The organism is Pseudoflavonifractor intestinihominis (genome assembly GCF_040096055.1).
In the GTDB taxonomy this organism is placed as follows: Bacteria; Bacillota; Clostridia; order Oscillospirales; family Oscillospiraceae; genus Pseudoflavonifractor; species Pseudoflavonifractor intestinihominis.
Genome location: NZ_JBBMFK010000030.1, coordinates 1 through 13,374, shown reverse-complemented (window position 1 = coordinate 13,374; position 13,374 = coordinate 1). Strand labels below are relative to the sequence as shown.

11 protein-coding genes are annotated in these 13,374 nt (G+C 64.9%); 6 read left to right on the top strand and 5 right to left on the bottom strand.

The features are described 5' to 3' along the window. Window positions 1–38: 38 nt before the first annotated feature. The 5 genes from WMO64_RS14550 to yqeC all read right to left on the bottom strand — a co-directional run bounded on the left by WMO64_RS14550 (window position 39) and on the right by yqeC (window position 5,768). Entirely contained in the window at window positions 39–1,352 is a 1,314-nt protein-coding gene (locus tag WMO64_RS14550; protein ID WP_349232428.1) for an alpha-amylase family glycosyl hydrolase, read from the bottom strand. A 48-nt stretch (window positions 1,353–1,400) separates the two neighbouring features. Beyond that, entirely contained in the window at window positions 1,401–2,963 is a 1,563-nt protein-coding gene (locus tag WMO64_RS14545; RefSeq protein ID WP_349232427.1) for an S-layer homology domain-containing protein, read from the bottom strand. 24 nt (window positions 2,964–2,987) lie between these two features. Then, complete coding sequence (locus tag WMO64_RS14540; protein WP_294521801.1) at window positions 2,988–3,743, bottom strand: XdhC family protein; 756 nt, start codon at window positions 3,741–3,743, stop codon at window positions 2,988–2,990. Then, a complete protein-coding gene (yqeB, locus tag WMO64_RS14535; RefSeq protein ID WP_294521804.1) occupies window positions 3,731–4,537 on the bottom strand; it encodes a selenium-dependent molybdenum cofactor biosynthesis protein YqeB in 807 nt (268 codons plus the stop codon). Before yqeB ends, WMO64_RS14540 begins: the two co-directional genes overlap by 13 nt. A gap of 508 nt (window positions 4,538–5,045) precedes the next feature. Beyond that, on the bottom strand, window positions 5,046–5,768 hold the full coding sequence (gene yqeC / locus WMO64_RS14530; protein WP_349232426.1) for a selenium cofactor biosynthesis protein YqeC: 723 nt from the start codon (window positions 5,766–5,768) through the stop codon (window positions 5,046–5,048). Between the two features lie 165 nt (window positions 5,769–5,933). On the opposite strand from yqeC, the gene tadA reads away from it, so the two are divergent. From tadA to WMO64_RS14500, 6 genes are all read left to right on the top strand, one after another. Further along, the gene (gene tadA / locus WMO64_RS14525; protein ID WP_349232425.1) at window positions 5,934–6,704 is read left to right on the top strand and encodes a tRNA adenosine(34) deaminase TadA; all 771 of its coding nucleotides are present in this window, start codon (window positions 5,934–5,936) and stop codon (window positions 6,702–6,704) included. A gap of 566 nt (window positions 6,705–7,270) precedes the next feature. Continuing rightward, window positions 7,271–7,840: a xanthine phosphoribosyltransferase gene (locus WMO64_RS14520; protein WP_294522884.1), complete on the top strand. Its 570-nt coding sequence runs from the start codon at window positions 7,271–7,273 to the stop codon at window positions 7,838–7,840. A gap of 295 nt (window positions 7,841–8,135) precedes the next feature. Then, window positions 8,136–9,368, top strand: a complete 1,233-nt coding sequence (locus WMO64_RS14515; protein ID WP_349232424.1) for a BMP family ABC transporter substrate-binding protein — start codon at window positions 8,136–8,138, stop codon at window positions 9,366–9,368. A 148-nt stretch (window positions 9,369–9,516) separates the two neighbouring features. Then, complete coding sequence (locus tag WMO64_RS14510; RefSeq protein ID WP_349232423.1) at window positions 9,517–11,088, top strand: ABC transporter ATP-binding protein; 1,572 nt, start codon at window positions 9,517–9,519, stop codon at window positions 11,086–11,088. After that, a complete protein-coding gene (locus WMO64_RS14505; protein WP_294522874.1) occupies window positions 11,088–12,197 on the top strand; it encodes an ABC transporter permease in 1,110 nt (369 codons plus the stop codon). Before WMO64_RS14510 ends, WMO64_RS14505 begins: the two co-directional genes overlap by 1 nt. Continuing rightward, complete coding sequence (locus tag WMO64_RS14500) at window positions 12,190–13,173, top strand: ABC transporter permease (RefSeq protein ID WP_349232422.1); 984 nt, start codon at window positions 12,190–12,192, stop codon at window positions 13,171–13,173. The genes WMO64_RS14505 and WMO64_RS14500 overlap by 8 nt, the downstream gene beginning before the upstream one ends. Window positions 13,174–13,374: the final 201 nt, after the last annotated feature.

Here is a 13,374-nt window from a genome sequence, read left to right as displayed (position 1 = left end):
CCCGGAGCAATTGCTCCGGGGCCTTTCTGCGTCTTTGTTCAGTTTTCCAGCCGCCAGATGGAGGCGGTGCGGGCGGGGAGCAGCTGGTTTTCGCCCAGGGTGAGGGTCTCGCCGGTCTCCAGGTCGGTGGCCGGGCCGGAGAGCCCGCCCAGCCGGGCGGTATAGTCCGCGTCGTCCAGGTTGACGGCGCAGAGCACCCGCTCGCCCTCGTACTGCCGCAGGAACACCAGCTGCCGGTTGGTGATGACCACGGTCTGGTACCCGCCGCCGTTGAGGGCCTTGCTGCCCGCCCGGGCCCTGATGAGCCCGGCGATGCGGTCTGTGAGGGCGTTCCACTCAGGCTTCTCCAGGGCGGGACGGAGGGCGCTGTCGTCCCCTCTGCCCTTGGCCCCCTGGATGCCCCACTCGCTGCCGTAGTACAGGCAGGGGATGCCGGGCATGGCGAAGAGGACAGCGTAGCACAGGGGCATGTCGTCGGCCCGGCGCAGGTTGCTGGCCAGGCGGTTGACGTCGTGGTTGTCCGCGAAGGAGAACAGGTGGCAGCCCCGGTAGAGGGTGTACTGCCCGTCGGAGAACAGGCGGTTGAGGGAGTGGTTGATCTCAAACAGGTTCTTGTCGTTGAAGCTGGACCACAGGCCCTTGAAGCACTCGTAGTTGGTGCAGGAGTGGAGCAGGCCGTCCCCCATGATGCGGCGGTAGTCGCCGCCCAGGATCTCGCCGTAGAGGAAGAAGTCGGGCTTGAGATTGTCGCAGAAGGAGCGGATGGCCCGCAGGAAGTCCTGGGACAGCAGGTAGGCCACGTCCAGCCGCAGGCCGTCCACGCCAAACTCCTCCACCCACTTGCGGATGCAGGAGAACAGGTACTCCACCACCTGGGGGTTGGACAGGTTCAGCTTCACCAGCTCGTAGTGCCCCTCCCAGCCCTCGTACCACAATCCGTCGTTGTAGTTGCTGTTGCCCCCGAAGTTGATGTGGAACCAGTCCTTATAGGGGCTGCCCTCCCGGTTTTTCAGCACGTCCTGGAAGGCCCAGAACCCCCGGCCCACGTGGTGGAACACGCCGTCCAGCACCACCTTCATGCCCCGGCGGTGCAGGTCGTCGCACACGTCCTTGAAGTCCTGGTTGGTGCCCAGGCGGCAGTCCACGGTGAGGAAATCCCGGGTGTCGTACCCGTGCCGGTCGGACTGGAACACCGGGTTGAACACCACGGCCCCCACCCCCAGCTTCTCCAGGTGGTCCCCCCAGTCCAGCACCCGCCGGATGCGGGGAACGGTGACGCCGTCGTTCTCCATGGGCGCGCCGCACATGCCCAGGGGGTAGATCTGATAAAAGGTCCGCTCATATGCCCACATATACTTGGCTTCCTCCTCTGAGGTCTGGATTTTTGGATCGTTTGGAGCTTAGAACAGTTTGACGGTATAGGTGATGGTGTCGGTGCCGCCGCTCCTGAGCTTCAGGCCGGAGATGGTCACGGTGATGGGCTGGCCGGTGCGGTATTCCAGCCCGGCAGGCCGGAAGATGACCGCCGCAGCGCTGCCGTAGCCGGAGCCGCTGGTCAGCACAAAGTCAGCGCTCAGGTCAGTCTGCTCCGAGACCCGGCCGGTCCAGCTGTGGCCGCTTGCGTCGGTGACGGTGACCGACAGGCTTTCCCGGTTCAGCGTGTACTTGTCGGGGCTGAGGGAACAGCTCCAGGCCAGGTCGCTGTGGAACAGGTCCACCGGGAACACGCCCTCGGAAGGCCAGGTCACGTAGTCCGGTCCGTTCCACTTTACATAGCCGTCCTCAATCACCTGGGTCAGGGAGCACCGCTCGGCGTAGCCCATGCCCACGGTGGTCAGGGTTGGGTCCAGCAGCCAGCGGCGGTGGCCCAGGATGGCGATGTTGGAGGGGTCGGAGTCATCCGCACAGCTGAGATTGAAGTCGGACAGGCTGTAATGGCCCATGCCGATGTTGCTGCTGGAGGTGGCGGCATAGCCCTGCTTGTACAGGTCGTCGGGCATGTCGGCGGGCTGGCTGGGGTAGTGGCTGAACTCACCGGCCGCTATCAGCATGGCGCCCACCTGGGCGTTCCGGTTCTTCTCCTCACTCATGGACACCGGGCTCAGCCCGGCCACAGCCCGGATATAGTTGATGGCGTTGAGGCCGTCCTGGAGAAAGGCATCGTTGAGCACGCCGGGGCTGTAGGGCGCGGAGACAGAGGGCGCCTGGGCGTAGGGCTCGCCGGGATTGCCGAAGGTGGTCCCCAGCTCCCTGAGCTTGGCAATCTGCGCCCGCTCGGCGGCGGTGAAGCTCTCCTCCTCCAGAATATCCTTGCCTAGGTCCATAGCCCGCAGAGCCAGCACCATGGCCTGCTCCCGGGTAGTCTGGGCGCTGAGGGCCAGGCTGCCGTTGTCGCCGCCCTGCATCAGACCGGCGCCCACAATCTCCGCCACGCCCCCTCTGGCCCAGTCAGGCACCACGCCTTCAGCGCCCGAGTCCAGCCGCTCTTCCACGCCGGACACGGTCTCAGGCAGCGCAACGCCGCACTTCTCCATCACCCGGCTGAGCAGGGTGCAGATCTCCATGCGGGTGATGGTGCGGTTGGGGGCAAATTCGGTGGCGGATACGCCGTTCATCAGCCCCAGCTGCCAGGCCGCCGCCACGTCGTTGTAGTTGGAGGCGTTCTGAATGTCGGTAAAGGGCGGCTGACCCAGGGACTGGATATCCACCTCCAGCCCGCCCACCTTCCGGCATAGGGCTATGGACAGGGAGGCAAACTCCTGCCGGGTGATGTCCCCCTGGAGGTTGCTCTCATAGCGCCAGGGAATTACCAGCTCCTCGGCCTCCGCCCGCTCCAGGTCAGCGGCCGCCCAGCCGGAAGGCTGATTGAACCATCCGCTGAGGGCGCCGGCGGGCAGACAGGCCGTCAGGCTCAGGGTGAGCGCCCCGGCCACCATACACTTCCCAATTCTTCCCCGTTTCATTCCGGATCCCTCCCTTATGATTTCTCAGCGGCGGAGGGCGAACTCCACCTCAATGATGCCGCCGCACACCATGCCCAGGTCGGCGGCGTTGGGGGACAGGTCGTAGACCTGCCGGGTGGGGATGTCCTCCCCGTTCCACAGCTTCATGGCGTCCTGCCTGGCCCTGAACTCGGCGGCGCCGCCGCCCACGGTGCCCAGGATGGACCCGTCGGGCCGCACCAGCATCCAGGTGCCCTCCCCTCTGGGGGCGGAGCCACGCTTGCTGACGATAGTCACCAGCACGCCGGGCTCCTGGCTGGGAGGCGGCGGGGGCATGGAGCCGATGCGGGCCCGCTCGGCCACCAGCTCGGCCGCGATGGACACCGCCACCTCCGCCGGGCTCTGGCCCCCCAGCTTGATGCCGATGGGAGAGTGGACGCCGTCCAGCTGGGCCTGGGGGAAGCCCTCGGAGAGCAGGCTCTTCATCACGGCCGCCACCTTGCCCTTGCTGCCGATCATGCCCGCATAGGCGTACTGTCCCCGGAGCACATGGGCCAGGCAGTCCCGGTCAAAGGCGTGGCCCCGGGTGACGATGACGTAGTAGTCGTCGGCCCGGCTGCCCAGCTGGTCCAGGGCCTGGTCAAAGCCCATGCACAGCACCTGGCCCACCATGGGGAACCGCTCCTTGTTGGCAAACTCGGGCCGGTCGTCGATGACAGTGATGTCAAAGTCCAGAATGGAGGCCACATGGGCCAGGGCCAGGGACACATGTCCCCCGCCGCAGATGATCAGTCGTTCCAAATTCCCTTCTCCTTTCCGAAGTACAGCAGTCCCTCCAGCACGCCGCCACCGATGGCCCGGGCCTTGTCGGACACGGTGAAGCAGTGGCGCACCTCGCAGCGGGGGTCGATGTCCCCCGACTTCATGCCCTTGAACACCTTCAGCCCGGCGGGGAGCATGCCCCGCACCACGCCGGTGATGAGGGCGTACACCGGCTGGCCGTCCACGCTGGCCACCAGGTCCCCTTTCTCCACCTGGTCGCCGATGGCGGCCACAGGCTCAAAAATGCCGTCGGCGCTGGCGCGGATGATGCGCTCGGTGGTATAGCCGCCGATGTTGCCCGGCACGCCGGTGTTGGGCACGGCGGAGCCGTCGGTGATGAGGCGGCCCAGGTCGTGGCCCCGCTGGGTCTCAATGACCCCGTGGCAGTCCACTCCGGCGGTGAAGCCGGGCCCCAGGGCCAGCACCACCGGCGCGTCGTGGATGGTGGTGCCCAGGTTCTTCTTGGCCAGGATGGCGTCCACCACGGCGAAAAAGTCCAGCTCCTTGAGGATCTTGGCCTCCGGGTCGTTGAGGACGGGGATCTCCCCCTTCTCCAGGGCGGCCAGGGCCTCCCCGCTGCCGCTCACCCGCCGGGCAGTGATGCCCTCCACGGTACAGGTGCCGTCGTACATGCACTGGCAGAAGGCCACCGTCCGCCGCACCGCCGTGGGCTGGTCAATGTCGGTCATCACCAGGGGGAATCCCGCCCGGTGCAGCCGCACCGCCGTGCCTGTGGCCAGGTCGCCGGCGCCCTTGATCAAAATTCGTTTCACTGTCTATCCACTCCTTTTTCCTGCCGCCGGTCGCCCGGGGCCCGGTTTTTTGTTTCTATAATTTTATATCGTGGTTTTTCTGTTCCCTCAGGGCAAGGCCTTCCCCCTGGGGGGAAGGTGGCTGGCCGCAGGCCAGACGGATGAGGGGGCGGTCTTTAGATGACATGCAGCTTGCAAAGATGAGGGGAACGGTCTCCGACGGGGTACTTTTCTCCGGCGAAAAGTACCCAAAAGCCGCCATGGGGCAACAGGCGCGGAGGGCCCTTCCAGGGCCAAACGCGCCCGTTTCCCCCTGGTACCCCCTTCGGAGACGCGGCTTGCGGCGGCAAAATTCAATGAGCCGCCGTATTTGAAAGCAGTTACTATGCCGGTTTGGTGCCCTGTGTGTCGTTTCTCTCCTGCCCGAGCAGAGTTACCCGCCCAGGCTTGTGAGTCGCTGCAATCCAATCACCGTTCTCAATGCCGCACACAGTCTCTGCGTTGTGTTCCAGCCGCTGCCCCAATCACTTTATTTGAACCAGCTCATGCCGCCCTGTTCCTCTCTGGAGTAGGCGGTGATGACGGCGGGAATGCCCCGCTTGGCCAGCAGGGCGGCGATCTCCTCCGCCCCCCTGAGCCGCTCCTCGCTGTCGGCCTTGTTGAGCACGCAGCGGAAGGCCATGGCCTCCCCCACGCCCTTCCGGCTGCCCGCCGGGCTGGACAGGATGGCGTCCACGTCGGCGGGGGTGATCACGTGGTCCATATCGCACCCCAGCAGGGCGCACACCTGCTCGGGCCGGTGGCAGATGTCCCCCACCGTCCGGCCCAGGCAGTCCATGCCCGCCAGGGCCAGCACCGCGGCGGCCTGGGGCGGGATCACCGGCTCGTGGTCGGCGGGCGCCTTCAGGGGCCGCACCCGGGCCCCGTCGGCCTCGGCCAGCACGATATCCGCCGCCGCCGCACAGGCCGCCACGTCGCCGCCGGTCATCTTGTCCCTCCGGTCCAGCCGGCCCACGGTGAGGATGCCGTGCCTGGACAGCAGCTCCTTCAGGGCCGCCGGGTCGCTCTCATCGGTCATAAACAGGCCGGGATGGGGCAGAATGTGGGTGGTGGTGGTGACGATGACCGTTTTCCCCGCCTCCCGGGCCTCCCGGGCCAGGGCGTACATGGTGGTGGTCTTGCCGCCGCCCCCCACCAGGGCGACAACCCGGTGGCGATCCATGTCCAGCCCCAGCTTATCCCAAAGTCTCATATATCTCTTTTTCTCCTTCCATTCCCCGGAGTCCCTCCGGGGGCCGTGGTGTCCTGTTCAGCATAGCACAAATCCGCCGGATTTACCACTGCTATCCCTTGCGCTGTATGGAGAAAATAGATAAAATAGAGTGCTGACACAACCCTGTGCGAGGAGGCGGAGGATATGGACCACGAGGACTATATGCGCCAGGCCCTGGACCTGGCCAGAGAGGCCATGGAGGCCGGCGAAGTGCCGGTGGGCTGCGTGGTGGTATGGGAGGGCCGGGTGGTGGGCCGGGGCCGCAACCGCCGGGAGGAGGACAGGGACGCCCTGGCCCACGCCGAGCTGATGGCCATCCATGAGGCCAATGAGACCCTGGGGGGCTGGCGGCTCCACAAGGCCGACCTGTACGTGACCCTGGAGCCCTGCGCCATGTGCGCCGGGGGCATTGTGAACGCCCGGATCCCCCGGGTGTGGTACGGCGCGGCGGACAGCCGGTTCGGGGCCTGCGGCTCCGCTCTGGACGTGTTCTCCGCCCCCCTGAACCACCGCCCCCAGGTCACCGGCGGCATTCTGGCGGAGGAGAGCGCGGCCCTGATGCAGGCGTTCTTCCAGCGCCTGCGGGAGAAGCGCAGGAAACCCGCCGCCCCCTGCTGCAACGAGACGAAAGGAGACGATTTGATGGAATTTCAGTACGAGGACAGCCGCATTTTCCTGCCCGACGGCAAGGGCGGGGTGCTGGCGGAGATCACCTTTCCCGACGGGGCCGACGGCGTGCCCGTCATCGACCACACCTTTGTGGACGGCAGCCTGCGGGGCCAGGGGGTGGCCGGGCGCCTGATGGAGGCGGCGGTGGCCGCCCTGCGGGCCAGCGGCCGCCGGGCCAATGTGACCTGCTCCTACGCGGTGAGCTGGCGGGACAAGCACCCCGAGGCCGCCGACGTGCTCCTGTGACCGGCGGGGCGGAGCTGCCGCTGCCGGAAAGATTTGATTCTTTTGTAACAATTCCACCTTATATTCTTAATATCCTGCTGGTAACATAATACTTGCAAGAGACAGCGACTTCTTTTCATTCTATCCTCCTATCCTTTTTCATGCCGGGCCGCGGAATTCCGCGGCCCGGCCCCCTTTTTCCCCCGCCGCGCCGCCGCCGGCCCTCCATTACACAAACTTTACATAAAATCCAAAAGATTTAATTCTCTTGTAACATTTTCCTCTTTCTCTGTTAACAAGTCTCGGGTACTATAATACCTGCAAGAGACAGTTTCTTTTCATTTCATTGTATCCTCTTTCCTTCGGCAGGAGCCGGGCGTCAAGGAGCGGACGCCCGGCTTTTGTCGTTTTTCTGCTTTTTTCCCGGCTTTTTCCTGCCCTCCCACCTGTGCGCACCCGCCGCTGTTAAAATTTCTAAATTAAGATGACAAATGTCCGTTTTTTTGATAGAATATAGGCGGTTGAACTGGCGCCTCTTTTTCGCTACAATGTAGCTATCTATTTTTATCGGCAGGGAGAGCGTACTTATGAAGCTTTTGGAAGACCGTATCCGCCGCGACGGCAAGATCCGCAGCGGCGGGGTACTCAAGGTGGACAGCTTTCTGAACCATCAGATCGACGTGAAGCTGTACGGTGAGATCGGCAAGGAGTTTTACCGGCTGTTCGGCGACTGTGGGGTCACCAAGATTTTGACCATCGAGGCATCGGGGATCGGGATCGCCTGCGTGACCGCGCAGTTTTTTGATGTCCCCGTCATCTTCGCCAAGAAGAACAAGACCAAGAACATCGCCGGGGACGTGTACACCTCCAAGGTGGAGTCCTTCACCCACGGCAAGGTGTACGACATCATCGTGTCCAAGGAGTTCCTCCTGCCTGAGGACCGGGTGCTCATCATCGACGACTTCCTGGCCAACGGCAGCGCCCTCCAGGGCCTGATCAAGCTGGTGACCGACGCCGGCGCCACCGTGGTGGGCGCGGGTATCTGCGTGGAGAAGGCCTTCCAGCCCGGCGGCGACCTGATCCGCTCCATGGGCGTGCGCGTGGAGTCCCTGGCCCGTATTAAGAGTATGAGCGAGGACAGCATCGAGTTCTGCTGACCCCCTCCCCGCTCCCTATCAGAAACGCAATGGCTCCGGTCTGGTGCGCCGGGGCCTTTTCCCCTTTCCCCTGTTTTGCACCCCTGCTGCCGCAGACGGCCCCGCCGGGCCGTGATGAGCGGATGTTCTGAGTGAGACCGCCAGGGTGTCCTGTTGGCCGCGCTCCGCAGGAATTACCGGCGGAGCCGCAGCCGGGCCCCTGGCGGTCCGCTGTCTCCGCCGTGATTCATAGAGCTGTCTTTTTGTACGTAGGAATGAGAGAGAAACCCGCATGTTTTGAAGGAGGAACACAGCTATGAAGAAGAAATTGCTTGCCCTGCTCCTGGCCGCGTCCATGGTGCTGGCCCTTGGCGCCTGCGGCAACGACTCCGCCGACGGTGACGCCAACTCCCCCGCCCCCTCCGGCTCTACCCCCGCCCAGACCGACAGCCAGGGCAGCGGCGATACCGCCGGTATCCCCGCCGCCGACCTGAAGGTGGGCCTGGTGATGATCGGCGAGGAGAACGACAACGGCTACAACTACAACCACATGGTGGGCATGGAGGAGGCCTTTGCCGCCTGCGGCCTGGACGAGGACACCCAGCTGGTGGTCAAGCGCAACGTGGGCGAGGACGCCTCCTGCACCACCGCCATCCAGGAGTGCATCGAGGCCGGCTGCCAGATCATCTTCTGCAACAGCTTCGGCCATGAGCAGTTCATGATCCCCCTGGCCCAGGAGTACCCCGACATCCAGTTCTGCCACGCCACCGGCTATCAGGCCGCTACCACCGAGAACACCAACGACCACAACTACTTCACCAAGATCTTTGAGGCCCGCTACCTGGCCGGCATCGCCGCCGGCATGAAGGCCAAGGAGATCGGCAATCCCAAGCTGGGCTATGTGGGCGCCTACCCCTTCGCTGAGGTGGTCTCCGGCTTCACCGCCTTCTATCTGGGCGCCAAGAGCGTGTACCCCGAGGTGACCATGGAGGTCATGTACACCAACTCCTGGTCCAGCCCCACCCTGGAGGCCCAGGTGGCCCAGGCCCTCATTGACGACGGCTGCGGCGTCATCTCCCAGCACTCTGACACCACCGCCCCCGCCACCACCGCCGAGGCCAACGGCGTGTTCCAGGTGGGCTACAACGCCGACATGATCTCCGCCGCCCCCAAGGCCTCCCTGGTGTCCGCCCGCGTGGACTGGGGCGTGTACTACACCTTCGCCCTCAACTGCATGATCAACGGCGAGACCATCCCCGACGACTGGTGCCAGGGCTACGCCCAGGGCGCCGTGTACCTCTCCCCCCTGAATGAGGACATCGTGGCCGAGGGCACCGCCGAGGCCATTGAGGCCGCCGAGGAGAAGTTCCTCAACGAGGACTTCCACGTGTTCTCCGGCCCCCTGAACGGCTACGCCTTTGACTCCAACACCGGCGAGAAGACCGAGGACTGGTCCCTGCCCGAGGGCGAGTTCTACGACGAGAGCGGCACCGCTTCCGCCCCCAGCTTCTGCTACATCATCGACGGCATCACCAACATCATCCAGTAACCGGCTCTCCTGAGCCGGGCAAGTTCCCAACGGAGCGGGTGGACGCTGCTTTCCCGCAGCTCCACCCGCTCTTTCCTCTGCGAGGAACCACAACCCCAGGCGGCGGACCAGGTCCCCCGCCATATGACGCGCAAGCGAGGTGAAGGATTTGGACGCCAATACAGCCATCCGCCTGAAAGACATCACCAAAACCTTCGGCCACGTGGTGGCCAACGACAAAATCAGCCTGGAAGTGGACCGGGGCGAGATCCTGGCCCTGCTGGGCGAGAACGGCAGCGGCAAGACCACCCTGATGAACATGCTCTCGGGCATCTACTTCCCCGACGCCGGCCAGATTTGGGTGGACGGCAAGGAGGTCACCATCCGCTCCCCCAGGGACGCCTTTGACCTGGGCATCGGCATGATCCACCAGCACTTCAAGCTGGTGGACGTGCTCACCGCCGCCGAGAACATCGTCCTGGGCCTGGACCAGAAGGGCCGCCTGGACCGGAAAAAGGTGGCCCGGGAGGTGCGGGCCATCAGCGAGAAGTACGGCTTCGACATCGACCCGGACCAGAAGATCTACAACATGTCGGTCTCCCAGAAGCAGACCGTGGAGATCGTCAAGGTGCTCTACCGGGGGGCCAACATCCTCATCCTGGACGAGCCCACCGCCGTCCTCACCCCCCAGGAGACCGAAAAGCTCTTTGCCGTGCTGCGCAACATGAAGGCCGACGGCAAATCCATCATCATCATCACCCACAAGCTCAACGAGGTCATGGCCATCTCGGACAAGGTGGCCGTGCTCCGCAAGGGCAAGTACATCGGCACCGTCAACACCTCCGAAACCAACCCCCAGGCCCTCACCGACATGATGGTGGGCCACGCCGTTACCCTGGACATCGACCGGCCCATGGCCAAGTACCACGACCTGCGCCTGGAGGTCAAGGGCCTCAACTGCCGGGGCAGCGACGGCGTCAAGGCCCTCACCGACGTGAGCTTCACCGCCATGGGCGGCGAGATCCTGGGCATCGCCGGCGTGGCCGGCTCGGGCCAGAAGGAGCTGCTGGAGGCCATCGCGGGCCTGCAGAAGGTGGAGTCGGGCCACATCTTCTACTATCCCCCCCACCCCAAGAGCGACATCGCCGGAAACCATGTCCCCGTGGACAAGGCCGGCGAGGAGCTGGTGGGCAAGAATCCCACCCAGATCCAGAAGATCGGCGTGTCCCTGGCCTTTGTGCCCGAGGACCGGCTGGGCATGGGCCTGGTGGCCTCCATGGACATGGTGGACAACATGATGCTCAAGACCTACAAGGCGGGCAAGGGCCCCCTGGTGGACCGGAAGGCCCCCAAGGCCCTGGCCGAGAAGCTGATCCAGGAGCTGGAGATCGTCACCCCCGGGGTGTCCACCCCGGTGCGCAAGCTGTCGGGCGGCAACGTGCAGAAGGTGCTGGTGGGCCGGGAGATCGCCTCCTCCCCCACCGTGCTCATGACCGCCTACCCGGTCCGCGGCCTGGACATCAACTCCTCCTACACCATCTACCGCCTGCTCAACGAGCAGAAGATGAAGGGCGTGGCGGTGCTGCTGGTGGGCGAGGACCTGGACGTGCTGCTGGAGCTGTGCGACCGGATCGTGGTGCTGTGCGGCGGACGGGTCACCGGCGTGGTGGACGCCCGCACCGCCACCAAGGACCAGGTGGGTCTGCTCATGACCCAGTCGGGAAAGGAGGCTGAGGCCTGATGACAGCCCAAGTGAAAGCGGCGGAGCACCGGGAACCCCTGGTGCGCATCGCCAAACGGACCGATATTCCCCGGGGAAAGGCCTGGGCCATCCGGGCCGCCGCCATCGTGCTGGCCCTGGCGGTGGGCGCCCTCATCATGCTCCTGCTGGGCCACAACCCCTTCCTGGTGTACGCCGACATGGTCCGGGGCTCCCTGGGCACCCAGACCGGACGGCGTGAGACCGTGAAGATCGCGGTGCCCCTGCTGGGCGCCGCCGTGGCCATCGCCCCCGCCTTTATGATGAAGTTCTGGAACATCGGCGCCGAGGGCCAGATCCTGGCCGGCGGCATCGCCGCCACCTACTTCGCCCTGTTCTGGGCCGACACCCTGCCCAAGGTGCCCCTGCTCATCGTCATGTTCCTGGCCGCAGCCATTGCGGGCGCCCTGTGGGGCCTGATCCCCGCTTTCTTCAAGGCCAAATGGGGCACCAACGAGACGCTGTTCACCCTGATGCTCAACTACATCGCCCTGGGCATCGAGCAGTACCTCCAGAACGGCCCCTGGAAGGACACCAAGGGCACCGGCTTCCCCATCATCGCCCAGTTCGCCTCCAACGCCCGGCTGCCCAAGGTGCTGGGGGTCCACGCGGGCTGGATCATCGTGCTCATTTTCGTGGTGCTCATGTTCCTCTACCTGCGGTACACCAAGCAGGGCTATGAGATCGCCGTGGTGGGCGAGAGCGAGGCCACTGCCCGCTACTCCGGCATGAGCGTGCCCAAGATCGTCATGCGCACCATGGCCATCTCGGGCGCCATCGCCGGCATCGTGGGCTTTACGGTGGTGTCCGGCGCGGACTACACCCTCAACGCCAACACCGCCGGCGGCGTGGGCTTCACCGCCATCACCGTGGCCTGGCTGGCCGGCCTCAACCCCATCATCATGGTGTTCATCGCCGCCTTCCTGGCCGTCCTCACCAAGGGCTCGGGCACCATCCAGACCAATTTCAGCATCCCCGCCTCGGTGGCCGACGTGCTCACCGGCATCATCCTCTTCGCCATGCTGGGGTGCGAGTTCTTCATCCGCTACCGGCTGATTTTCCGTGGAAAGGGGGAGCACAGCAATGGATAAAGTCCTCAGCTTTGTGGTGGCCGCCGTGCTGGCGGGCACGCCCCTCCTGTTCGGCACCCTGGGCGAGATCCTCACCGAGAAGTCGGGCAACCTGAACCTGGGCGTGGAGGGCATGATGTTCATGGGCGGCGTGGCCGGCCTGGCCGGGTCCTACTACTACGAGCAGGCCGTGGCCAACCCCAACCCGGTGGTGTCCGTGGTCATCGCCATCGTGTGCGCCATTCTGTGCGCCGCCTTCGGCGCCCTCATCTACAGCGTGCTCACCATCACCCTCCGGGCCAACCAGAACGTGACCGGTCTGGCCCTCACCATCTTCGGCACCGGCTTTGCCAACTTCCTGGGCGAGGCCATCGGCAACACCGCCCCCAGCCGGTACATGGCCGTGGGCAACGTGACCAAGAACGCCTTCAACTCGGGCATTCCGGTGCTCCAGGACCTGCCCGTGGTGGGCAAGCTCCTCTTCTCCTACAACTTCATGGTCTACCTGGGCATCGTGGTGGCCATTATCCTGGCCTGGTTCCTGGGCCGGAGCCGGGCGGGATTGAACCTGCGGTCCGTGGGCGAGTCCCCCGCCACCGCCGACGCCGCCGGCATCAACGTCACCCTCTACAAGTACCTGGCCACCTGCGTGGGCGGCGGCATCTGCGGCCTGGGCGGACTGTACATCGTCATGAACTCCGCCAACGGCGTGGGCGGCGTGTGGGTCCACAACTGCGTCAACGGCAAGGGCTGGATCGCCGTGGCCCTGGTCATCTTCGCCACCTGGAGCCCCGCCCGCGCCCTGCTGGGCTCCCTGGTGTTCGGCGCCCTGTCCGTCATGCGGCTCTATGTGGCCCTGGGTATCCCCGCCCAGATCTACGACATCTTCCCCTATATCGCCACCGTCATCGTGCTGGTGGCCGTCAGCATGCGCCGCAAGCGCGAAAACCAGCCGCCCCAGAGCCTGGGTCTGGCCTATTTCAGAGAAGAGCGCTGAAAAATTCAATTCCTGCGTCAAAGAGCGGGTCCGGACGATGTCCGGACCTGCTCTTTTTCTTCGCCTTTCCCCTCATACGACATTTGCTGTGCCAGACTCAGCTGTTCCCCTCATCCGCCCCTCGTCCTCGCAAGCTGCGTATCGCTCAGCCCGCCGCAAGCGGCAGGCCTCGTTCACTCCGCTGCTCGTCCTCTCCCCTCG

Bases quoted from the DNA above. Each gene is read 5' to 3' on its own strand.
- WMO64_RS14550 (WP_349232428.1), bottom strand. From the start codon at position 1,352: ATGTGGGCATATGAGCGGACCTTTTATCAGATCTACCCCCTGGGCATG.
- WMO64_RS14545 (WP_349232427.1), bottom strand. From the start codon at position 2,963: ATGAAACGGGGAAGAATTGGGAAGTGTATGGTGGCCGGGGCGCTCACC.
- yqeC (WP_349232426.1), bottom strand. From the start codon at position 5,768: ATGAGACTTTGGGATAAGCTGGGGCTGGACATGGATCGCCACCGGGTT.
- tadA (WP_349232425.1), top strand. From the start codon at position 5,934: ATGGACCACGAGGACTATATGCGCCAGGCCCTGGACCTGGCCAGAGAG.
- WMO64_RS14520 (WP_294522884.1), top strand. From the start codon at position 7,271: ATGAAGCTTTTGGAAGACCGTATCCGCCGCGACGGCAAGATCCGCAGC.
- WMO64_RS14515 (WP_349232424.1), top strand. From the start codon at position 8,136: ATGAAGAAGAAATTGCTTGCCCTGCTCCTGGCCGCGTCCATGGTGCTG.
- WMO64_RS14505 (WP_294522874.1), top strand. From the start codon at position 11,088: ATGACAGCCCAAGTGAAAGCGGCGGAGCACCGGGAACCCCTGGTGCGC.
- WMO64_RS14500 (WP_349232422.1), top strand. From the start codon at position 12,190: ATGGATAAAGTCCTCAGCTTTGTGGTGGCCGCCGTGCTGGCGGGCACG.